A 22,683-nucleotide genomic window follows, 5' to 3' on the forward strand; every position below is an offset into this window, starting at 1 on the left:
TTTCCGGCTTTCCATTACAATCTTTTTTCAAGAAAAAAGGATTTTCATTGCAAATGCTTGCATTCACTGAACACCATTTAAAATAAACATTCGGTGAAGTAATCCGGGCTAAAAAATAGCATACTAATTTAGTTCTTTTTTTAAGAATTGAGCCGTATAGCTTTTCTTGTTCTTTACAATCTCTTCCGGCGTTCCGACACACAGAATTTGGCCACCGCCTTTTCCGCCTTCGGGTCCAACGTCAATGATGTGGTCGGCTAGTTTGATTACATCCATATTGTGTTCAATAATCAAAATCGTATTGCCTTTGTCCACCAATTTATGAATCACATCCATCAACACGCGAATGTCTTCGAAATGCAAACCGGTGGTCGGTTCATCCATAATGTAAAACGTGTTTCCGGTGTCTTTTTTGGACAATTCTGTGGCCAATTTGATGCGTTGCGCTTCACCGCCGGAAAGTGTTGTGCTTTGTTGGCCTAAAGTGATATAACCCAAACCAACATCCTGTATCGTTTTGACTTTTCTGTAAATTTTCGGAATGTTTTCAAAAAAAGGAACCGCCTCATCAACCGTCATGTTCAACACATCCGAAATGGATTTGCCTTTGTATCTAATCTCCAAAGTTTCTCGGTTAAAACGTTTCCCTTGACAAGTTTCACATTCCACATAAACATCCGGTAAGAAACTCATTTCAATCGTTCGAACACCCGAACCTTCACAGGTTTCACATCTTCCGCCCGAAACATTAAAACTAAAACGTCCGGCTTTGTAACCGCGAATCATTGCTTCCGGCATTTGCATGTACAAACTTCTGATTTCCGAAAACACATCGGTATAAGTCGCCGGATTGGAACGTGGTGTTCTGCCAATCGGACTTTGGTCAATGTCGATTACTTTGTCGATATGTTCTAAACCTTCAATTTTTTTATAGGGTTGTGGTTTTTTGACGCCGTTGAAATAATAGGCATTCAAAATAGGATAAAGTGTTTCATTAATCAACGTCGATTTGCCGCTGCCTGAAACTCCGGTGACGCAAATCAGTTTGCCTAATGGCAATTCGATAGAAACATTCTTTAAATTATTACCTGTCGCGCCGGTTAGTTTCATGAACTTTCCGTTGCCTTCTCTGCGTTTTTTGGGTACTTCGATTTTCATTTCGCCATTCAAATACATGGCGGTTATGGTGTGTTCGTTGAGCAATTCCTTTGGTGTGCCTTTGCTGATGATTTCCCCGCCAAATTTTCCGGCTTTCGGACCAATATCAATGACATAATCGGCGCGTTCTATCATGTCTTTGTCATGTTCTACAACTAAAACAGAATTGCCAATATCGCGTAATTGTTCCAAAGAGTGAATCAGTTTTTCGTTGTCTCTTTGGTGCAAACCAATACTCGGTTCGTCCAATATATACAATACGCCAACGAGTTGGGAACCAATTTGCGTCGCCAAACGAATGCGCTGTGCTTCACCGCCCGAAAGCGATTTGGAACTGCGATTAATCGATAAATAATTCAAACCGACATTCACCAAAAAGCGCAAGCGGTCTTTAATTTCTTTAACGATTTCAGAAGCAATAATGGTTTGTTTCTCCGAAAGATGTTTATCTAAATCATCAAACCAAACCGATAAATCCGAAATATCCATAGTCGATAAATCGAAAATGTTTTTCTCGTGAATTCGGAAGTACATGGCTTCTTTTTTCAATCGTGAACCTTGACATTCCGGACATTGTATTTCGTCCATGAATTCTTTGGCCCAACGTTTTATGGAAGTTGAGTTGCTTTCATCGTATTGGTTTTTGATAAAATGCGAGATGCCTTCGAACTCTATTTTGTATTCTTTGGTAATGCCCAAAGTCTTTGATTCAACCGTAAATTTATCTTTGCCACCATGCAAAATGATTTGCATCGCTTCTTCCGGAATGGTTTCGATAGCATCGGTTAATTTGAAATCAAACTTTTCGCCGATGGTTTCCAATTGCTTGAAAATCCAAGATGATTTGTATTCGCCTAACGGAGCAAAACCACCATTTTTGATGGATAATTTCGGATTGGGAATAATTTTTTTTAGGTTGATTTCGTTTACGGTTCCCAAACCTTTACATGCTTCGCAAGCGCCTTTTGGCGAGTTGAACGAGAATAAATTTGGTTCCGGATTTTGGTATGAAATGCCTGAAGTTGGACACATTAAGTTGCGACTGAAATAACGCACTTCATTCGTGTCTTGGTCTAAAATCATCAGCACATTTTCACCGTGATACATGGCAGTTTTGATGCTTTCGGCTAAACGTTTTTCGTTGTCTTCATTTTTCTCAATCACCATTCTATCAATCACAATTTCGATATCGTGGGTTTTATAACGGTCGAGTTTCATTCCGGGAAGCAAATCTTGTACTTCGCCATTGACGCGTACTTTCAGAAAACCTTGTTTGGTAATTTGTTGGAACAATTCGGCATAATGACCTTTTCTGGCGCGAATAATCGGTGCCAAAATGTTGATGCGTTTTCCGGTAAAATTATGAATAATCAAATCCTTAATTTGTTCATCGGAATAAGAAACCATTTTTTCGCCGGTAACATAACTGTAAGCTTCACCGCCACGGGCATAAAGCAAACGCAGGAAATCATAAATTTCGGTAATGGTTCCTACAGTTGAACGCGGACTTTTACTGGTTGTTTTTTGCTCAATGGCAATTACGGGAGACAATCCATCGATTTTATCGACATCCGGACGTTCCAATCCGCCAAGGAATTGACGTGCATAAGCCGAAAATGTTTCGATGTAACGGCGTTGTCCTTCGGCATAAATGGTGTCGAAAGCCAAAGACGATTTTCCCGAACCGGAAAGACCGGTGATAACGACCAGTTTTTCGCGAGGAATGTTGATGTCAATATTCTTTAAATTGTGTACTCGAGCGCCGAGAACTTCAATAGTATTTTCTGTTTCAAGCATAGCAATTGGGCAAAACGCAAAGGTAGTGTTTTGGATGCAATTTTTGAATAGACAGTGGAGAAGTTATTGTTAAAAAAGATTATTCGATCACCATTTCTTTCAAACGTTGGCGATAGCTTTCAAGGACATCAATTTTGGAGAGGAAACCAAAGTATTTTCCTTTCTGAATGACCGGTAAAATATGAGTATTGGAGGTTTCAAACTGCTTCATCACTTTTTCTAATTTATCTTCTAATATAACCAGCCCTTTAGGTTGACTAATGATTTCAGTCATCGTCATAAATTTGACGTGATTCGGATTGAATATAAAGGCTTTGACTTCTTCAAAATCGACTATACCAATTAAAGATCTTTGGTCATTAATAATCGGAATCATTTTTTGGTCACTGGTTGAAAAGATATCTACTACTTTTCCTGGTGAATCGTTAACAGTTAACGTTTTATAATTTTGTTGAACCAAATTATAAAAATCAATGCTTTGCAAGATATTTTTATCTTTATCGCTCGTGAAAACTTCTCCTTTATCGGCTAAATTTTTAACATCCATTGAATGCTTTTCAAACTGTTTGGAAACGGCAAAACTTACCGACGATACTATCATCAAAGGCACCATTAAATCATAACCTCCTGTAATTTCTACGATTAGGAATATGGCAGTTAAAGGCGCATGAAATAAACCACTAAGAATTCCCGCCATGCCTACAATGGTAAAATTGGCAATCGGTAAATGATGGGTGAAGTTGAGCAGATTTATCGATTTGGCTACAAAATAACCCAAATACGAACCCACAAAAAGTGAAGGCGCAAAGTTACCGCCATTTCCGCCACTACCTAAAGTAAGACCGGTTGCGAATGCTTTTAACAACATGGTTACGCCAATAAAAGCTAACAAAACCCATTCGCTACTTTTGAATTTTTCCAATAAAGTATTGTCCAATAAAACACTTGGATTGTTTGACGAGAGCGTCTTGATACTTTCATAACCTTCTCCAAAAAGCGTTGGGAAAAAGAAAATCAAAATGGCCAATAGTGACGCGCCAAATAGAGCCCTGCGATAGCCTTTGTTTTTAAAACTACTGAAAAACTTCTCTACTTTCTGAAAATTTCGGGCATGGTAAATCGAAGTCAATCCGGCTAAGATTCCCAGTAAAATATAATAAGGCGTATTGTGGTAATCAAAATGCAGTCGCTGTTCAAAATTCAAAATAACATCATTGCTCAAAACGATAGTTGAAATCAGCGCACCGGTTGCAGCAGAAATAATAATCGGTATAAAAGCCGCAATGGAAATATCAGTTAAAACCACTTCGATAGCAAATAAAACTCCGGCAATCGGAGCGTTGAATGCTGCACCAATTCCGGCCGCAACACCACAAGCTAACAATAGAATTCGGTCTTTTTGGGACAAATGGTATTTCTGTGCGAAGTTGGAACCAAAAGCTGCACCAGTAATCACAATTGGACTTTCCAAACCGGCAGAGCCACCAAGTCCGACAGTTAACGAACTGGTTACGATTTGGGCATACATTTGTTTTTTGGGCATGATGCCTCCTTTTTTGGCAACCGCATACAATACTTTAGAACTGCCTTTTTCGATGTGATTGCTTAGGAAATTGCGCACCACAAAAACCGTCAGCAAAATACCGGCAATCGGCAGTAAACTGTTGATGTAAGGAAGTTTGAGAAAACCATTGATATTGTTGGCCCAAAGGAAAATATTATGGGCAAAACTCTTTAGAATAATTACGGCAAACGAACAAGTAATCGCCACAGCGATACAAGCAAAATAGATAAAGTTTCTTTCGCTTAGTTTGTCTTTCAGAAGGAAAACCAAGTTTTCGGCTCTTCTGAAAATACTTCTGAAAACAATCTTAAAAAAGGAAGCTTTGTTCGACGGCATTGATCAAAACATTAGAACGGCTAAGATACTTTTTAAATTTTAAAGTATAAAATCAAAATTCGACAATCTAAAGACCAACTGCTTTGTCATCGCCACGAAAATCGGCACCACCTTCCAGTTTTCCATCGGGTAAAACTAAAACAGCATCAACCTTACCAATGACCGGCGCTACTTTTTCATTGGTTTTGTAGCCTTTGTTGGCTAAATTTTCCAACAACAATTTGTCAAATTTTCGTGGTTCAAATTGAATCTCGTCGGGCAACCATTGGTGGTGAAATCTCGGAGCATTTACGGCTTCCTGGACGTTCATGCCAAATTCGGTTACATTCAAGATAGTTTGCAAAACCGAAGTGATAATCATCGAACCGCCGGGCGAACCAAGTAGCATAAAAAGCTTGTCATTTTTTTCAACGATGGTTGGTGTCATGGAGCTTAGCATTCTTTTTCTTGGCGCAATGCTATTGGCTTCGGCTCCAACTAAACCATAAGAATTTGGCACACCGGGTTTTGATGAAAAATCATCCATTTCATTGTTTAGAAAAAAGCCCAATTCATCGCAATATAATTTCGAACCATAAGCGCCATTTATAGTAGTAGTTACCGAAACGGCATTGCCTTCAGAATCTACGATTGAATAATGCGTAGTTTCATCACTTTCGTAAACTGAAACGTTGCCATGACTAACATCAGCCGATTTTGTTGCTTTTTCAAAAGTGAAATTACTCATTCGGTTTTTTAGATAGTTTTTGTCCAGCAATGCTTTTAGCGGAATTTGAACAAAATCAGGATCACCAAGGTAATAATTTCTATCGGCATAAGCTCTGCGCTCGGCTTCTGTTATAAGTTGGATGTATTTTTCGGAATTGTGTCCAAACGAACTCAACGGATAGGGCTCAATCATTTTTAAGATTTGTGCCAAAGTGATTCCGCCACTGCTTGGCGGCGCCATCGAAATGATTTTCAAATCTTTGTGTTGAAACGAAATCGGTTTGCGCCAAACGACTTTGTATTCGGACATGTCTTTCATCGAAATAATACCGCCTTTTTGTTGGATAAAAGACACTAGTTTTTTGGCTGTTTTGCCTTTGTAAAATTCGTTATGACCGTTTTTAAGAATTTGTTCCAAAGTGTTGGCTAAAGCCAAATATTGAATCGTGTCTCCAACTTGAAAAGTCTTATTATACAATGTTTTGTCACCGCTTATTTTTACGATAACGGCACGATATTCATCGAGTTTTTCTTTTTCTTTAGCAGTAACGATAATACCTTTTTTGGCTAAAGCAATTGATGGTTCAAACAAAGCTGCAAGTGGCAATTTTCCCAACTTTTTATGCACTTCAAAAATCGCTGCAACACTTCCCGGAACGCCAACGGATAATGCGCCGTCTGTACTCAAATTCGGAATTACGTTGCCGTCTTTGTCTTGATACATATTTTTGGTTGCTTTTCCCGGTGCTTTTTCGCGAAAATCCAAAGAACCAATTTCACCATTCGCTTTTCGATACACCATAAATCCGCCACCGGAAATGTTGCCGGCATACGGATATGCAACAGCCAAAGCCAGTTGAGTTGCAATCATCGCGTCAAAAGCATTTCCGCCTTTTTTGATGATGTCGATACCAATTTGCGAAGCTTCTTCGCGTGCCGAGACGACCATTGCTTTTTCGGCGATCAATCCTTTTTGTTGGGCGAAAATAAAATTAGAAATCAGAAAAAAAACGAAGAAACCTTTTTTCATAAAGTGGCTAGTTTTTCTTCACAATGTTGGCGCAATTCTTCAAAATACAAAGTGAATTCGTTTTCAAATTCGGTGTAGAATTGTTTTAATTCGACTATGGATTCGTCCATAGCTACACGGTGTTTCGTTCGATAATCCATCTGGAACATAATCATTTGCAAACCTTCAATCGTAGCATAGCTCACCAACCAATTTCGCCCAATCATATACGGCATCATGCCTTTGGCTCGTTCCGTTAGGACTTCGTAATTGTCTTTAAGTAAGAGATAAAAATCCTGAGCATAATCTTCTAATTTGACATCAGAATATTGGTTCCAGTTTTTGGCCAAAAAATGGTCATAAAAAATATCCATAATTACACCCGAATAATGTCCGTATTTCTCATGTAATCGGTGTTTGCTTTGTCGGTAAATCGGATGCATATCGGTAAAACTGTCGATGGAACGATGGAGTAAAATTCCTTTTCGGATTTCGGTTGGATAATTATCATAACTGTGCCCGCGAATGCTGTCCGCCATAAAATTCCCGATTTTGAGTAAATCGTTGTCGCCGGAAAGATAGATGTGGGCTAGGAAGTTCATGTTTGTTTTTTTAGGCGCTGAGGTTCTAAGGTTCTGAGGAACTAAGAATTGCTCTGTGTTGTTTTGTAAATATAGAAAAAGTTTGCCTTTTTAGCACAAGCTTGTGAAAACTTAGCACCTTAGCACCTTAGTTCCTTAGTAACTTTTTTATATTTGTACTTCAAAAACAAAATATAAAAAAATGACTCTTATAAAATCAATCTCAGGAATTCGCGGGACTATTGGCGGAAACGTTGGGGACAATTTAACACCGGTTGATGCGGTAAAATTTGCTTCGGCTTATGGTACTTTCTTGAAGAACAACATACAGAAAGACAAGCTGAAAGTGGTTATCGGTCGAGATGCTCGTATTTCGGGACCGATGATTCACAATTTAGTGGTCAATACTTTAATCGGATTAGGCATTGACGTGATTGATTTGGGTTTGTCAACTACGCCAACGGTTGAAGTTGCTGTACCAATGGAAGAAGCCGATGGCGGTATTATTTTAACGGCTTCACACAATCCGAAACAATGGAATGCCTTGAAATTGTTGAATGCGAAAGGTGAATTTTTAAGCGGTGCCGATGGTGCTAAGATTTTAGAAATCGCCGAAGCGGAAGCATTTGATTTTTCGGATGTGGACAGTTTGGGAGAAATCACGATGAATGATGCTTATATGGATATTCACATTGATGAAGTTTTGGATTTGCCATTAGTAGATGCAGAAGCCGTTGCTAAAAGAAAATTTAAAGTAGTGGTTGATGGTGTAAATTCTTCGGGAGGCATTATCATTCCGAAGTTATTGGAACAAATGGGCGTGGAGTGCGTGAAATTGTATTGCGAACCGAATGGTCATTTTCCACACAATCCTGAACCTTTGAAAGAGCATTTAGGCGATATCTGTAAATTGGTTTTAGAAGAAAAAGCCGATTTCGGAATCGTAGTTGATCCTGATGTTGACAGACTTGCTTTTATTTCGAATGACGGCGAAATGTTTGGTGAAGAATATACTTTAGTGGCTTGTGCCGATTATGTGTTGAGTAAAACGCCGGGTAATACAGTCTCTAATATGTCTTCTTCTCGTGCTTTGCGTGATATTACTGAAAAGTATAACGGAAGTTACCAAGCGAGTGCCGTTGGAGAAGTGAATGTAGTCGAATTGATGAAAGCTTCGAATGCGATTATCGGAGGTGAAGGTAATGGTGGAATCATTTATCCTGAGTTGCATTACGGTCGTGATAGTTTGGTAGGCGTCGCTTTGTTCTTGACGCATTTAGCCAGTTTAGACATGACAGTTGCCGAATTAAGAGCAAGTTATCCGCAATATTATATGAGCAAAAACAAAATCGAATTGACACCACAAATTGATGTTGATGCAATTTTGTTAGCCATGACAGAAAAGTATAAAAATGATCGTTCGACAAGCTCACTATCAACAATAGACGGAGTGAAAGTTGACTTTGCCGACAATTGGGTTCATTTGCGCAAGTCAAATACCGAACCAATCATTCGAATCTATACTGAAGCTCCGACTCAAGAAGCAGCTGATCAATTGGCTTTGAGAATTATTGACGAGATTAAGGCTGTTGCAGGGATTTAAACAATTTTTTGGTTTCCAAAAGAAAACCCTTTCCGTTTGGAAAGGGTTTTCTTTTATTTATAAATCCACATCAAAACGGGTTTGTCAGCAGCTTTTAGAATCGGGTCAATGATTTTCATATTGGTATTTGAAATCGTTGGACAACCCCAACCTTCGGGCGTTCCGTTTGGATAGATTTCTGTATCGGAAACTTTTTCCCAGGAATGAAAAACGATGTATCGCGATTGCGCATTGTTATTGGTTTCCTCCAAACCGTGAAGCACATATTTAACATGAATGCCCCAATCGCTCCAAGCCCTTTGCCCAATTTTATATTTGCCCAAAGCCGAGCAATGACTGCCATCTTTGTTGCTGAAAGTTGGGCTTTCTTTTGACCAATCTTGACTCCAGGGCGAATCACAACAACCGTGTCCGACCAACATTTGATGGGTAATTTTATTTTGCTTAAAATCATACACAAAAAAACGATTCAAACCCGAGTGAATGCTCATGTCAATCAGTATGCAAAAATCTTCGTTGTATTTGTTTTTTTGACAAAAAGTCAAGGCTTCCTTCGCCTTGTTATCGGTTCGGGAAGTATCGACTTTTGGTTTGTTTTCGCTTTTAATTTTATAGTTTATCCGGCTGTATCCATAAGCTACAACCACTACGGCTAACAATAGAAAAACAATCTTTTTTTTCACGGGCTGGTTTTCTATTTATAACGTAAGAGAATGGTTTATAGTATGTAAGCTCAAAAAATAATTTAAGGTTGTGGGTTTTCGTCAAAATTCACCATCCAATTGATGCCGAATTTGTCAACGAACATACCAAAATAAGCCCCCCAAAAAGTATTGGTCATCGGCATAAAAGCATTGCCACCAGCGGATAATCCGTTAAAAATTCTATCAGCTTCGGCACGACTTTCAGTATTGATAGAAACTGAAATGTTACTTCCGATAGTTACATCACCACTTTGTGAAGTACTGTCGCTTCCCATTAAAATGGTGTCGCCAATAGGTAACGAAACGTGCATGATTCTGTTTTCTTCTTCCGGTGTTGGTGGCGGACAATTTGGGTCATCTGATGGCATATCTTTGAACTTTCCGATATAGGGAAATTCACCTCCGAAAACGGATTGGTAAAATAGGAATGCTTCTTCGCAATTTCCATTGAAAATTAAATAAGGATTTACTTGTGCCATTTTTTATTGTTTTTAGGTTTATTGATTAGTGTATTTTTTAAAATTGTCTAATATCTATTGTTATTAGTATTGAAGCTTAGTGTTTCATTCTTTGTTTCTTTGAATTTTCATTCACTTTAAACACAACCATTTTACGAATCAAGTCATGTGGGATAGGTTGATCTAAAGGAAATTGTACTGCGCCTTTTGAATTTTTATAACTTTCGATTTCTTTTTGAAAAGCTTTGATTCCGCTACCGGTTGGATAAAATCCGATGTGGTTTTTATAAGCGGCAAAATACACTAACGGTCCATTGAGTTTATAAGCCGGCATTTGGTAACTGATGCATTCTTCGGCTTCAGGTGCAGTTTCTTTGATGGTTTTACGAATGGATTCCAACCGTTTTTGTACTTCTTTGGTTTGAATGGAGATATAATCGTCGACACTTTCAAAAGTAGTTTTCATCCTTGGATTTTTTTTAAGGAAAGTAAAGTTACAAAAAGTCTTTTCTCAATCGATTTTATCTTTCATAAAATTCTATTGGTAACTCATCCGGATCGCTTATAAAAGTGAATCGTTTTCCGGTGTATTCATCAATGCGAATGGGTTCGGCGATGATGTTATGTTGTGCCAAATGTTTAATTACGGTTTCGATATCATCGACTTCAAAAGCCAAATGACGCAAACCCGTAGCTTCCGGTCTTGAAACTCTTTTCGGTGGATTGGGAAACGAAAACAATTCGACTATATAACTACTGTTTAGGGCCAAATCCAATTTAAAAGATTGTCTTTCCTCACGATACACTTCTTGAATAATGGCTAAGCCAAGAATCTCGACATAGAACTTTTTAGAAAGGTCATAATCGGAACAAATGATGGCAATGTGATGGACTTTATTAAGCATGAATTACATTTTTTTCTTCGCTACTTTGTTATGCAATTGATTTACTTGTTGCAAAGCAGCGCTGCAATACCAAATGGTCATTTCGGCTTCGAAGATTTTGGCTTTAACTGCCGGATCTGATTCCACTAAGGCATTCGCTTCTTCAATGGTGCTGACATTAAAAACAAAAACGCCTCGATAATTTCGGTCGTTTTTCATAAATGGTCCGGCGACAACCAGTTTTCCTTCGGCGGCGAGTTTGTTGATATTGGCCATGTGACCTTCAAATAATTTAGCTTTTTCTTCTTTGGTAGCCGTAGTGTTACTTCCTGTTTTTAGAATGCAAAATACATAGGTTTTCATACCATAGTCATCGGCATTTAAAGATTTGGCTAGTTTTTCATCAAATTCGGGATTGGTTTCTTGGGCAAAGCCAATAAAGGGAAATAGTAATAGTAGGAAAATGATTTTTTTCATGATTTCTTATTTTGGTTTTCTTTTTCTGCATAGAACTTATTGATTTTTTCCACAGCTTCTCGACCGTATTTTCTGGAATACAAATAACCAATGGTAACTGCGATAATAGTCCAATAATTGTTCATTTGTTTTGTTTGTTACTCAAAGGTAAATCTTTTTCTTCTTTTAAAAAGGATAAAAAAACAAACCCTTTTGGTCTTCATCACACCAAAAGGGTTATCTATTAAACAAAACTTAAAGACCTCAGTTCCTTAGTGCCTCAGCACATTAGCGCCTTAAAAGGAAACCTTATAAATCAATCCGGCTGTAAAAGCCCTAGTCAAACCATCTGGACGAATATCACGGACAACAAATGGTGTTGCCAATGAAAGTTCCAAACTGCTTTTGGCATTGAGAGAATAACTCGTTATCAAATTACCGTTGATAGTCAAACCGTCTGAGCCTTCAATGATTTCGCGTTGGCTAAAAATGTTTTCATAACTGTCTTCGCCCAAATGGTACAAGAACAGTACGTTTGGTTTGAAAGTGAATTTTTTATTCAGTGTTTGATAAGTATAAGTCGTACGGAATAAAGCGTCTGATTTTCTTTCGAATAAATTGGTTGAAGGAAAATCATTGGTACCACTGTATTCGGCAAAATAGGAATTCTTATTGTTGTTGAATACCGGAATTTGGAGGCCTAAATTAAAATCCCATTGGGAATATTTATAATTGGTAGCCAAAATCAAATCGAAAGTTCCCAAACTCGCCTGATAATCCAAAGGCAAAGAATACCCATTAATTTTGGCATTTGAAGTGGTGAATGGAAACTTGAATCCGGTTAGAATACTCCATTGCTTTTCGTTTTTTTCTGCTAATTTGTAGTTGCTGATTAGATAAGCATCGCCAAATTGTCCGCGCTGACCAAAACTGCCATCGGCTATGGAATAAGTAAATTTGGCACTCAACGCCCATTTTTCACTAAATGCTCTCGAATAAGTTACATACGAAGAAAGATAAGTCACATCGGCTTCACCGACACCATAAATACTTCCGGTTTCGATTAGATTCTTACTTGTGCTTTCTTTATCAAAACTATTCCCAATCGAACAAACACCGGCATCACTACAACCTTGAGCCAAAACAGTTGAACTGCCGATTATCGATAACAAACCAATAAAAACAATCTTTTTCATAACCATTTTAATTAGGTTGTAACGCCGCAATGGCAAACAAATGATTGTATTGCTGGCAATGGATTAATACATAAGGATAATCGGCAAGGTTCACTTGCTGCGGAATTGAATAAGTTGCATTTGGATTAAGATTGCCTAAGTTGACAAATTCGGAAGGCGAATCTGCTTTAGACAAATAGACTTTTAAATCCGGTCCGGATGAAATACTGAATTGGTCCAATTTTAGCGAATAAGCATTGTTTTGCTGATAAATTTTTACGCCGCCTTGCACGTTGATTCCTGATGTTGGGCTAAAAATGCCGCTGTATTTGAGTACGGCTTCGTTGCTAATCTCTTCTTCAACCACATCTCGAGTGAGTTCACCTTCTACTTCGCAGGAAGTAAAGAGTAAAAAAAGGGTGAAAAGGGAAAGAATTGTTTTCATAGCTTTCAATTTTTATCAAAGTTCAACATTGCTTGTGATAAGAATTGTCGGCTAGTTTACAATTGGATGAAGATTACAAGATTTTTACTTTTTTCAACACATTTACAATTACGCCATTAATTTCTTCAGAAAGGTTGGCTTTGAATATTAAACCAACGTAAAACAAGCAAACCAAACCTGATTTAAGTATAATATTGACAATCGGATGAAAAGGGAAATCCCAATAATAAAAAGCAAAGAAGCAAATCAATCCAATGACTAAAGCATAAATGTTTTTTAGAGTAAACGGATAGAGATTCATTTTTAAAACTACAAAAAGCAATTTGGCCAAACTATACAACGTAATTGAAATTAGTGTGGCAATGGCTGCACCATTAATTTGATAAATCGGAATGAAATACATGTTTAATGTTATTGCTAAAAAAGCCAATAGCAATCCTAAAAATAACACTGCTTTATAATATTTAGAATTAAAAATAATTGCATTGTTGTTTCCTAAAATCAAATCAAAATATTTAGAAAGACCAATCACGAAAACCACAAAAACACCACCGCGGTAGTTTTCGGGTAAGAGTAAATAGAGTTGGTTGATGTTGACCAAAATGCCTACTAATACCAGTCCGCCAACAATTTGCAGCGTGATAGAGGTCTTTTTATACAAGTCGTTTAGCTCATCGTGTTTGCCTTCGGTCATTAGTTTGGCGGTAATCGGATACGTAATTTGATGCATTGCTCTGCTTGGTACCGAAATCACTGTCGCAATAAAAATCGCCACCGAATAATAAGCGATATTTTCAATTTTGATATACTGTCCAATCATCGTTTTGTCGATGTCGAGCAGCATATTGGCAATACTTCCGGAGAGAATGATAAATAAGGAATAGGTGAGAACGGCTTTGAAATTGTGTGGAATTTTAAATGAGAATTGAATGCGCTGTACTTTATTGGCATAAAACAACATCACCAAAGTGGTTAGCAAATAAATGCCCATTAAAATGTCGACAAATGTTTCGGCCGAAATGGTGTCAAAGTAAACGGCGAAAAGAAAAATACTAATGAAGATTCGAAGTAAAATTTCTTTAACAAAACTTCCGAAGACCGATTGCATGTGGACTTTTACCCAAGCATAAAAAATTTCAAAATAACCCATGCACAAACCAATCACCGGAATTTGCCAAGTGAAGTCGAATATGATAGGATTTTTTCGGGATAAAAAAGTAGCAATATCAGTGTAGAAAAAGGCTCCGAATAATCCGATTGGAAGGAGAACCAATAAGGGTAAAATCATCACAAAGGTTAAGAACTCGCCTTTTTCTTTTTCGGTTTTATATTGCGTAAAGAATTTGACCAACGTATTGTGAACACCAAAAGCCATCAGCGGAAAAATAATATTGGCCGAAGACAAAATATAACCCGTCAAACCGTAAAATTTTTCACCCAAAAAATGCGGATACATAAACAAAGTATTCGCCGCGCCAATCGCAAACCCGATATAGGTAATGATGGTGTTTTTGATGGATTGGTTGATGACGATGCCCATTTTTTGCAATTAAGAATTAGGAATTATGAATTACGAATGTATGAGTTTCGAAAGTTTTTCTGTTAAACGCTGCCTGGAATATTGTTGTAAACCAACGGCGTGAACTTTTAGGCTTTGGTTTTTATATTCTTGATAATATTTCAAAAGTAGCGCTTTTAGTTTTTCTTTTTCTTCATAGGTAAAGAAAACACCGGTATTGGTTGCCGTAATAATTTCGGCAAAATCGGAACCTTCCGGGCCAATCGCGACAATTGGTCTTTCGGAAACCATGTATTCAAATAATTTTCCGGGAATAATGCTTTTGGTGTCTTCGGAATTGATTTCGATGAGTAACAAAACCTGTGATTTTCGTTGGTGTTCGACTGCTTCTTGGTGCGAAACATAGCCTAAATTCAATACATAATCATTGAGTTTAAATTCAGTAATCGTATCTAAAACTTCTTGACTTACCGCGCCGATTAATTTGAGTTGGAAATCGTTTTTAAAAGATTCGTTTTCTTTGGTCAATTCTTTCAAGGCTTTCCACAGAATTCTCGGATTTCTTTCCGATAAGAACGAACCAATATGTGCCAAAGTAAATTTGGAATCCAAAGGTTGTTTGGTTATTTTTTCCACATCATAGCCATTGGTAATCACTTCGATGGGTTTGGAAGTAATGGCTTCGAATTCGGTTTTGGTGGTTTTGCTGGTGACGATAATGGTATCTGCTTTATTTAAAACTGCTGCCTCTAAAGCTTTGTGTTTTTTCTCGGCTGAAGCTGATAATTTCAAGGCTTTGTGGTAGCCAATGGTGGTCCAAGGATCGCGAAAATCAGCAAACCATTTTACACCTAAATCTTTCTTCAATTGTAAGCCAATCAAATGCAAACTATGCGGCGGACCGGAAGTTACAATCGTATCGATATTGTTTTCCTGAATGTATTTTGATAAATATTTTACCGAAGGTTTCACCCAAAGAAAACGCGCATCGGGTATAAAAATATTACCGCGAACCCAAAGCAAGGTTTTCTCTAAAAAGGATTGTTTCTTCTGATTGGGAATAATACCTGAACTGATTTTCTTGGTTTTGTTTTTGCCCAAAAAAGAAGCCAAACCATAAGGTTCGAAAATTTTATTTTTCAGAATAATGGCTTTCTCCGAAACTTCATTTTCCAAGCCATTGTCAATTATCGGATAGGTTGGATTTTCAGGAACATACACTATAGGTTGTACATTGAAATCCGGCAAATACTTGACAAACTTTAACCAACGCTGAACGCCTGGTCCACCGGCTGGCGGCCAGTAATATGTGATGATTAGGAGTTTTTTGGGTTCAGACATTACTCAATTTTCTTGCCTTTTTGTTCAAAATAAACACCGCCAATTATAACCAGCAACATTCCAATTGAACTAAACAAAGCAATGGTACTTCCGGTTTTTACGACTTGTGGTTCAAATTTGAATTCGATAGTGTGTTTGCCTTTTGGAATGGCTAAACCACGCAATACATAATCTACTCTGTGAATGTCCGTGTCTTTTCCATCTATAGTAGCTTTCCAGCCTTCATAATAGTTTTCAGAGAAAACAGCAAAGCCATCATTAGTATTGGTAGCCGTGTATTTGATATAATTAGGTTTGTGTTCTACTAGTTTTATCGCAGCTAAACTATCCTTTTGGAAAGAAGCAGTCAAAGCAGATTTGGTAAAATCGTTGCTATTTCTTGTTGCTACATTTTTAGTGTCAATTTTGCCTAAAACTTTCATTTCTTCATCGGCAGAATTCACGGTTTTCAATTCGGAAACAAACCATGCATTCCCGTTGATGAAAGGATTGGTTATCGGTACATTTTCTCCGTCTTTAGTTTGTACCAATAAATATTTGATGTTTAAAGCATTCAGGATTGGAATACTGGTTTTTAAAGTCATGGTTTCCGAGTCAATCATTTGGCCCAAATCGTTTAATTGTTGGTCAATATGATACTCAAATAATTGCTCATATCTTCTTGGACGAACAGCGCTGTAACCGCCAACCGATTTGTGAAAATAAGAAGTTCGGCCTTGTAATCTGCCTTGTAATTCATAAACCCTGAAAACCGTAGTGTCCTTTAAAATTTCTATATCGGCTTGTGAAGGTTCAAAAGGTTGGTCAATTTCAAGAGCGCTTCTGAATTGCTCTCCGTCGTTGCTTACATAATTTTTATCGATAAAGAATAAATCTCCAACCATGAAGATTCCGATGATAATTACAGCCGTACTTTGAACCAATTTTCCTTTAAGGTAAAACCAAAGTGTTCCAAAAGCAACAATCATAAAAAACCCGGAACGCAATAAATCTGCGGTAAATAAATCCATTCTGTCTTGGCGTAAAGCATCCACGAATCCTAATCCGAAAGCCTTATCTTGTCCTTGATTGAGCATGGCCATGATTTGAGAATCAACCGGACTTGAGAAAGAAAAAGCACCTTTGAAAAGGAAAATCAAAAGGAGTAAGCCAATAGAAGTTGCTGACGTATACAACAATGATTTCTTTTGGTTTTCAGTTTCTTTGAAAAAAGATTGCAATCCCATGATGGCTAAAACCGGAATACACAATTCCAAAATCACCTGAATAGAAGAAACCGCTCTGAATTTATCATACAACGGAATATAATCGATAAAGAAATCGGTTAGTGCAGAGAAATTTTTACCCCAAGAAAGAAATAAGGCAAAAATAGCACCGGCTAAGAACGCATATTTCACTTTGCGTTTGTCATGATACAAGGCTAATACACATAAAAAGAAAACAATCGCCCCAATATAGGCCGGAGCGGCTACTATAGGTTGGTCGCCCCAATAAGTTGGCGCATAGTTTTCTGTAAAAGTTTTGGCTTCACTATCGGTAGCGCCATAAGACAACATATAATTGTAAACATTCGATTCCTCTCCCAGTTTTTCGCTATTGCCGCCGCCATACAAACGAGGTGCGATAAGATTTAAACTTTCTCCGATTCCATAACTATATTCGGTAATATAATCTTTAGACATTGAAGCCGTTTCTGTGTTTTTAGAACCGTCGGCATTAAAAGTCAGTTCGCTTTTGCCACGCATACTAAAATCGGAGTATTCTTTAGTCGCCAATAATCCGGAAGCATTGGTTCCCAAAGCTAAAATAACCGCTATAGCAAAGGTTAAGGCGATTTTGGGTAATGACTTTAAATCTTTTTCTTGATATAGTCTGTAAAGAAAATAGACCGACAAAATTAGTAAGAGGAACAACAAATAGTAAGTCATTTGGAAGTGGTTGGCATTAATTTCCAAAGCCACCGCCAACATGGTTAAGATGCCACCGTGCCAATATTTTTTCCTGAAAACCAAAATAAATCCGGCTATAACCAATGGCATATAAGCAATAGCATGCGCTTTGGCATTATGTCCCACGCCGAGTATGACAATTAAATAGGTTGAAAAACCAAAAGCCAGCGCCCCAAAAAAAGCTTTTAGCGGATCAATTCTGAAAACCAAAAGCAAACCATAAAATCCTAAAAAGTAAAGAAATAAATAATCCGCAGGTCTTGGTAAAAATCGTAAAGCATCGTCTAGTTTTCCAATAAAATCATTTGGATAATTGGCACCAAGTTGATAGGTTGGCATCCCGCCAAAAGCGGCGTTTGTCCAAAAAGGTTCAGCATTGTATTCGGCTCTGAAATTGTTTTGTTCTTTGGCCATACCGGTATATTGTACAATATCCGATTGGTAGATTTTTTTGCCTTGCAGAACAGGATAAAAATAAATTAAAGAGATTATAATAAAACCAAAAATGGCTAAAAAATGGGGATAAAACTTTTGAAGTTGTTTCATGTTTTTGGATTAGGTTTTCAAGTGAAATTACTTAATTTCTTCGAAATCAATATAATCACCAACGATTTTTTTCTCTTTTGGCTTTTCGGTTTTAGAGCTTTGCGTTTGTTGTTGTTCTTGGAATTGTTGCTGCTGTTGTTGGAATTGCTCAGCTGCTTTTTCAACCACTTTTTTGGCAACAACAGGTAAAAACAATCTTGCAAGAAATTTAAAGATATAGTAAATGGCTATAATCCATAATATTGTTTTAACAAAGCCGGGCATTGATGCAGTTTCCATATTGCAAATATAATTTTTGTCAAAAATACTAAATTCCACATGTAAAATTCGCTTTGACCTCTTAAATAAATGATAAATTGTATTACTTTTGGGAGACAATATTTCACACTAAAGGCTCTGCTATGCTAAAAATAAAATCACTGTTGGTTGTTGGCTTTTTGCTGATTTCAACTTCACAATATGCTCAATATACTGACATCATCAATTCGAATCGTCCGGGAAAATCGATGTCTGCTTTTTCTGTTGGAAAGACAGTAATTCAGGCTGAAGGAGGTTTGTATGGTATTCAGGAAAAACACGATTTAGCGCGTTATGAAGCCAATGGATTCGGGACGGAATTAAGTGTTCGGTATGGCGCTTTTTTTGATCAGTTTGAGTTTAATTTAGAGACGCAATATCAATATGATTGGTACACTGCGCCATTAGTTGAAGACACTCGCGGTGGTTTTAAACAGTTTACTTTAGGGGCTAAATATTTGGTTTTTGATCCTTTTGTACAATTGAAAGACGATAAACCCAATGTGTATAGTTGGAAAGCGAATCATAAGTTTAGCTGGAAACAATTCATTCCGGCGGTAGCAGTTTACGGAGGTTTTAATTTGAACTTAGGCACCAATCCGTTTACGTTTGATTCTGATCCGACTATCAGTCCGAAATTGATGTTGATTACGCAAAATCATTTTGGCAGTAAATGGGTTTGGGTCAATAATATTATTGCCGACAAATACATGACTGATTACCCGACTTTGGGTTGGATTACAACGATGACCAGAGGTTTTAATATGCGTTGGTCCGGTTTTTTAGAAATTCAAGCTTACAAAAGCGACTTTTATGCTGATACAGTTGGGCGTTTGGGTGCAGCTTATTTAATTAGAGAAAACATACAGCTTGATGCGTATGTTGCTAAAAATATAAAAGATACTCCGGCTATTATGTATGGAGGTTTTGGAATGTCTTGGCGTTTTGATAGTAATTATGAAACCAATTACAAAAGAATCAAAAACGACAAAAAAGACGACAAAAAAGACGACAAGAAAAAAGATAAAAAATCTAAAAAAGACAAAGGCAAAAAGCGCAAAGACGAAGTAGAATTAGAAAATCCAAAGCCATAATGATTACCATAGTTGAAGCCAATACCCAAAAACTGATTAAAGATTACATTAAGTTTCCTTTTACTTTATATAAAAATCATCCTTATTGGGTTCCGCCTTTGGTTAGTGATGAAATGGAAACCTTTGATAAAACTAAAAATCCTGCATTTACTTCGGCAGAGGCGCACTTTTATTTGGCTTATAAAGACCATAAAATTGTAGGGAGAATAGCCGCCATTATCAATTGGGACGAAGTCAATGACCAACAAAAAAAGAAAGTTCGTTTTGGTTGGTGGGACGTCATTGACGATGTTGAAGTGACCAAAGCTTTATTAGAAAAAGTTTACGAATTTGGCAAAGCCAATAATTTAGAATATGTCGAAGGACCGATGGGGTTTTCTAATTTGGATAAAGTAGGTGTTTTAACCGAAGGTTTTGATGAGATTGGTTCAATGATTACTTGGTACAACTTTCCCTATTATAAGGAGCATTTGGAACAATTGGGTTATATAAAGGAGAAAGAATACCTTGAAAATAAATTTCCTTTCGCCAATGTCAAGCCCGAATTGTTTTTAAAGGCCAATGAGTTAATCAAAAAACGCTACGAATTAAAGGCCTTAAACTTTACGAATAACAAAGATATTATGCCTTATGTGGATAAGATGTTTGATTTATTCAATGCCAGTTATGCCAGCTTGTCTTCTTTTGTGGCGATAACCAATGTGCAAAAAGAATATTTCAAGAAAAAGTATATCAGCTTTATCAATCCGGAATACATTAAGTTTGTTTTAGATAAAAACGATAATATTGTAGCTTTTAGTATTGTGATGCCGAGTTTTTCAAAAGCTTTGCAGAAAGCCAATGGAAAACTATTTCCTTTTGGTTTCTATCATTTGCTTAAAGCAAAAAAGGAAAGCAAAGAAGTGTTGTTTTATTTAATTGGTATCGATCCCGAATACCAAAGTAAAGGCGTTACCGCTATCATTTTTAATGAATATTATAACACTTTTAAAGAAAAAGGAATTCTGCAGTGTATTCGTACACCAGAGTTAGAAGACAATCATGCCATTCACAATATGTGGAAACATTTTGATCCCGTTACTTTTAGAAGAAGGAGAACTTACAGCAAACTTTTGTGATTTCACAAGTTCTTAATGCCTTCATAATGTTAAATTTACCTGTACGAAACACTAATATTTAGACTTCTCTTGAAAAAATATTGAAATTGATGTTAAATCGATTTGAGTTTTTTAGTCATTTGTGTAGTTAATCGGAAAAAAGTAAATGTTCGTAGAAAACTTACGGCCATTTTAACATTGTATTTAGATTTCTATCTAATTTTATAATCCCAAGTAAAAAGTCTACCGTTTATTATTTTCACACATTTCAAGGATATTGAAGATTTACCCTTCGATGCTTGTCCCCAAAAATACAAAACCAAACTTATTCGTGATGTGGTATTACCTAAATACATAAACATTATGAAAAAAAGTACGTTATCAAATTTTTCGATTAAAAAAGATTATGTTTTTATCGAAAACGAAAATGGTTTCAGAATGGACTTTAGCAGAGATACAAATTCGTCTGCCTTACAAAGTTCCATATCGGTCGATTCCTCAAAAAAGAAAGGGTTAGCAACAATTCTTCTACTCTTCTTTGTTTTCTTATTTACCAATTTTTTGTTTGCTCAACCGCCAGCATGTAACTTGAATGGTCCGCTAAAGTATGAATTAGGTGATACGAGTTCTCGTGCTAATCGTCTTTTGCAGTTTAAATCAGATGTTTCAAATGCAAAACCTAACACGGTCTATTTGTGGAGTTTCAAAACCAATAACACTGAAGCTATTTTTGCTTCAGAAAATGGCCTTGATAAAATTTCTGTAAACGCAGGCAAGCTAGTAGGTACTTTTACGATAGAATTGAAAGTTACTAATCCTTCTGCTGATGGCAGTAGAGAATCGTGTACATGTACCCAATCGGTTACAGTTGTTCGTAATAATAAGGATTTAAACACCAAATAAACACTAGATATGAATTTAAATTTACTCAACAAAACATCCGAAGGCGAGCCTTATTGTTGCCAAAAAGGCATCACCAATGGATGGCAAAATAATATCAAGGCATTGATGTTGTTTTTTGCAATGGTATTAGGTCATGCTGTCTACGCTGTTGCTCCTACTGTCACCACTTTTATTCCAAGTTCTGGTGCTCAAGGTCAGGTAGTAACAATAACAGGTGCCAATTTCACAGGGACTACTGCAGTCTCTTTTGGTTTAACACCAGCAATGTCATTTAATGTTATTAATGACAATACCATATCTGCTGTAGTAGGTGCTGGTTCCTCAGGTTCAGTCAGAGTTACCAATCCAACAGGATTTGGTCAAAAATCAGGCTTTACTTTTTTTCCGGCTCCTTCATGTAACCTTTCGGGGATATTAAAAGCATGTTTAGCAGATGGAAATATTGCTATAACGACTACGGTTCAGTTTAGTACCGGTGAGCCAACTCTTAATTATAGTTTTCCTGTAGGTCCTCAGAATACCTCAGGAGCTTTTTTAGTTTCTACTGGACCATTTATTTATGATCCCGTAAATGATATTGGTACACAAACTACAATAATAAATCCTGGAACTTCCGGAGGTCAGATTCTTTTTCAATTAAATGTTATAAACGATGGTGGAGAATGTACTTGTAGTAAGTCTATAACAATTATAGATCTAGGTTTAGAAGCTTATTATAATCCGATTACTTGTTACGGAGGAACTACCTCTCTATTTGCAGATGCTACTTCAAGTGGTTCCTCAAAATATACTTTTACGCTTCAACCAGGCAATATTGTAATTGGACCTCAGGCTGATCCTTCTGTTGAGTTTCAAAATATACCGGCAGGAAGTTACACTATCACTGTAGTAGATAATAACGGATGTTCAAAAGAAACTCAAGTTACTGTCGAACAGCCACCTTTAAATCCGGTGGTTTTAAATTGTCCTGAAAATAAATTCGAAACGTCTTGTAAGACTCAATCGGAGATTAACACATCATTTGCAGCATGGTTAGCAAATGATGTGTTAATCTCCGAT

At 37.0% G+C, this 22,683-nt stretch carries 21 protein-coding genes; 5 read left to right on the top strand and 16 right to left on the bottom strand.

All coding sequences use genetic code 11. The annotated features are described in order from the left end of the window. Positions 1–123 precede the first annotated feature (123 nt). From uvrA to B3C16_RS07905, 4 genes are all read right to left on the bottom strand, one after another. The gene (gene uvrA, locus B3C16_RS07890; RefSeq protein ID WP_291130613.1) at positions 124–2,955 is read right to left on the bottom strand and encodes an excinuclease ABC subunit UvrA; all 2,832 of its coding nucleotides are present in this window, start codon (positions 2,953–2,955) and stop codon (positions 124–126) included. 79 nt (positions 2,956–3,034) lie between these two features. After that, on the bottom strand, positions 3,035–4,855 hold the full coding sequence (locus B3C16_RS07895; protein WP_291130616.1) for a chloride channel protein: 1,821 nt from the start codon (positions 4,853–4,855) through the stop codon (positions 3,035–3,037). Between the two features lie 67 nt (positions 4,856–4,922). Then, on the bottom strand, positions 4,923–6,593 hold the full coding sequence (gene ggt / locus B3C16_RS07900; protein ID WP_291130618.1) for a gamma-glutamyltransferase: 1,671 nt from the start codon (positions 6,591–6,593) through the stop codon (positions 4,923–4,925). After that, positions 6,590–7,174 carry an acyl carrier protein phosphodiesterase gene (locus B3C16_RS07905; RefSeq protein ID WP_291130621.1) on the bottom strand — a complete coding sequence of 195 codons (585 nt, stop codon included), beginning with the start codon at positions 7,172–7,174 and terminating at the stop codon, positions 6,590–6,592. Before B3C16_RS07905 ends, ggt begins: the two co-directional genes overlap by 4 nt. A gap of 181 nt (positions 7,175–7,355) precedes the next feature. On the opposite strand from B3C16_RS07905, the gene glmM reads away from it, so the two are divergent. Then, positions 7,356–8,756 carry a phosphoglucosamine mutase gene (gene glmM, locus B3C16_RS07910; protein ID WP_121314658.1) on the top strand — a complete coding sequence of 467 codons (1,401 nt, stop codon included), beginning with the start codon at positions 7,356–7,358 and terminating at the stop codon, positions 8,754–8,756. Positions 8,757–8,809: 53 nt separating this feature from the next. Here the strand turns inward: glmM and B3C16_RS07915 are convergent, their stop codons facing one another. From B3C16_RS07915 to B3C16_RS07970, 12 genes are all read right to left on the bottom strand, one after another. Then, positions 8,810–9,439 carry a murein L,D-transpeptidase catalytic domain-containing protein gene (locus B3C16_RS07915; protein WP_121314656.1) on the bottom strand — a complete coding sequence of 210 codons (630 nt, stop codon included), beginning with the start codon at positions 9,437–9,439 and terminating at the stop codon, positions 8,810–8,812. A 62-nt stretch (positions 9,440–9,501) separates the two neighbouring features. After that, the gene (locus tag B3C16_RS07920; RefSeq protein ID WP_121314654.1) at positions 9,502–9,939 is read right to left on the bottom strand and encodes a VOC family protein; all 438 of its coding nucleotides are present in this window, start codon (positions 9,937–9,939) and stop codon (positions 9,502–9,504) included. A gap of 76 nt (positions 9,940–10,015) precedes the next feature. After that, complete coding sequence (locus tag B3C16_RS07925; protein ID WP_121314652.1) at positions 10,016–10,384, bottom strand: iron chaperone; 369 nt, start codon at positions 10,382–10,384, stop codon at positions 10,016–10,018. 55 nt (positions 10,385–10,439) lie between these two features. Further along, positions 10,440–10,823 carry a VOC family protein gene (locus B3C16_RS07930; protein WP_121314650.1) on the bottom strand — a complete coding sequence of 128 codons (384 nt, stop codon included), beginning with the start codon at positions 10,821–10,823 and terminating at the stop codon, positions 10,440–10,442. Positions 10,824–10,826: 3 nt separating this feature from the next. Next, positions 10,827–11,279 (bottom strand): YciI family protein, encoded by a 453-nt coding sequence (locus tag B3C16_RS07935; RefSeq protein ID WP_291130629.1) that lies wholly within the window; start codon positions 11,277–11,279, stop codon positions 10,827–10,829. After that, positions 11,276–11,404 (bottom strand): hypothetical protein, encoded by a 129-nt coding sequence (locus B3C16_RS07940; RefSeq protein ID WP_291130632.1) that lies wholly within the window; start codon positions 11,402–11,404, stop codon positions 11,276–11,278. The genes B3C16_RS07935 and B3C16_RS07940 overlap by 4 nt, the downstream gene beginning before the upstream one ends. A gap of 150 nt (positions 11,405–11,554) precedes the next feature. After that, positions 11,555–12,454 carry a hypothetical protein gene (locus B3C16_RS07945; protein ID WP_291130635.1) on the bottom strand — a complete coding sequence of 300 codons (900 nt, stop codon included), beginning with the start codon at positions 12,452–12,454 and terminating at the stop codon, positions 11,555–11,557. A gap of 7 nt (positions 12,455–12,461) precedes the next feature. Further along, positions 12,462–12,878: a DM13 domain-containing protein gene (locus tag B3C16_RS07950; protein ID WP_291130636.1), complete on the bottom strand. Its 417-nt coding sequence runs from the start codon at positions 12,876–12,878 to the stop codon at positions 12,462–12,464. Between the two features lie 73 nt (positions 12,879–12,951). Next, on the bottom strand, positions 12,952–14,418 hold the full coding sequence (locus B3C16_RS07955) for a lipopolysaccharide biosynthesis protein (RefSeq protein WP_291130638.1): 1,467 nt from the start codon (positions 14,416–14,418) through the stop codon (positions 12,952–12,954). 30 nt (positions 14,419–14,448) lie between these two features. Next, a complete protein-coding gene (locus tag B3C16_RS07960) occupies positions 14,449–15,738 on the bottom strand; it encodes a glycosyltransferase family 4 protein (protein WP_291130640.1) in 1,290 nt (429 codons plus the stop codon). Continuing rightward, entirely contained in the window at positions 15,738–18,233 is a 2,496-nt protein-coding gene (locus B3C16_RS07965) for a YfhO family protein (protein WP_291130641.1), read from the bottom strand. Before B3C16_RS07965 ends, B3C16_RS07960 begins: the two co-directional genes overlap by 1 nt. Before the next feature lie 27 nt (positions 18,234–18,260). Then, on the bottom strand, positions 18,261–18,512 hold the full coding sequence (locus tag B3C16_RS07970; RefSeq protein ID WP_291130644.1) for a DUF4834 domain-containing protein: 252 nt from the start codon (positions 18,510–18,512) through the stop codon (positions 18,261–18,263). A gap of 122 nt (positions 18,513–18,634) precedes the next feature. On the opposite strand from B3C16_RS07970, the gene B3C16_RS07975 reads away from it, so the two are divergent. The 4 genes from B3C16_RS07975 to B3C16_RS07990 form a co-directional block, all read left to right on the top strand. Continuing rightward, the gene (locus B3C16_RS07975) at positions 18,635–19,624 is read left to right on the top strand and encodes a transporter (protein WP_291130646.1); all 990 of its coding nucleotides are present in this window, start codon (positions 18,635–18,637) and stop codon (positions 19,622–19,624) included. Then, on the top strand, positions 19,624–20,742 hold the full coding sequence (locus tag B3C16_RS07980) for a GTP cyclohydrolase (RefSeq protein WP_291130649.1): 1,119 nt from the start codon (positions 19,624–19,626) through the stop codon (positions 20,740–20,742). The genes B3C16_RS07975 and B3C16_RS07980 overlap by 1 nt, the downstream gene beginning before the upstream one ends. Positions 20,743–21,084: 342 nt before the next feature. Continuing rightward, positions 21,085–21,624: a hypothetical protein gene (locus B3C16_RS07985; RefSeq protein WP_121314630.1), complete on the top strand. Its 540-nt coding sequence runs from the start codon at positions 21,085–21,087 to the stop codon at positions 21,622–21,624. A gap of 9 nt (positions 21,625–21,633) precedes the next feature. Continuing rightward, a partial coding sequence (locus B3C16_RS07990; RefSeq protein ID WP_291130652.1) for an IPT/TIG domain-containing protein occupies positions 21,634–22,683 on the top strand: 1,050 nt, incomplete at its 3' end.

Origin of the sequence: Flavobacterium sp. UBA7682 (genome assembly GCF_002482945.1) — a bacterium.
Classification (GTDB): domain Bacteria; phylum Bacteroidota; class Bacteroidia; order Flavobacteriales; family Flavobacteriaceae; genus Flavobacterium.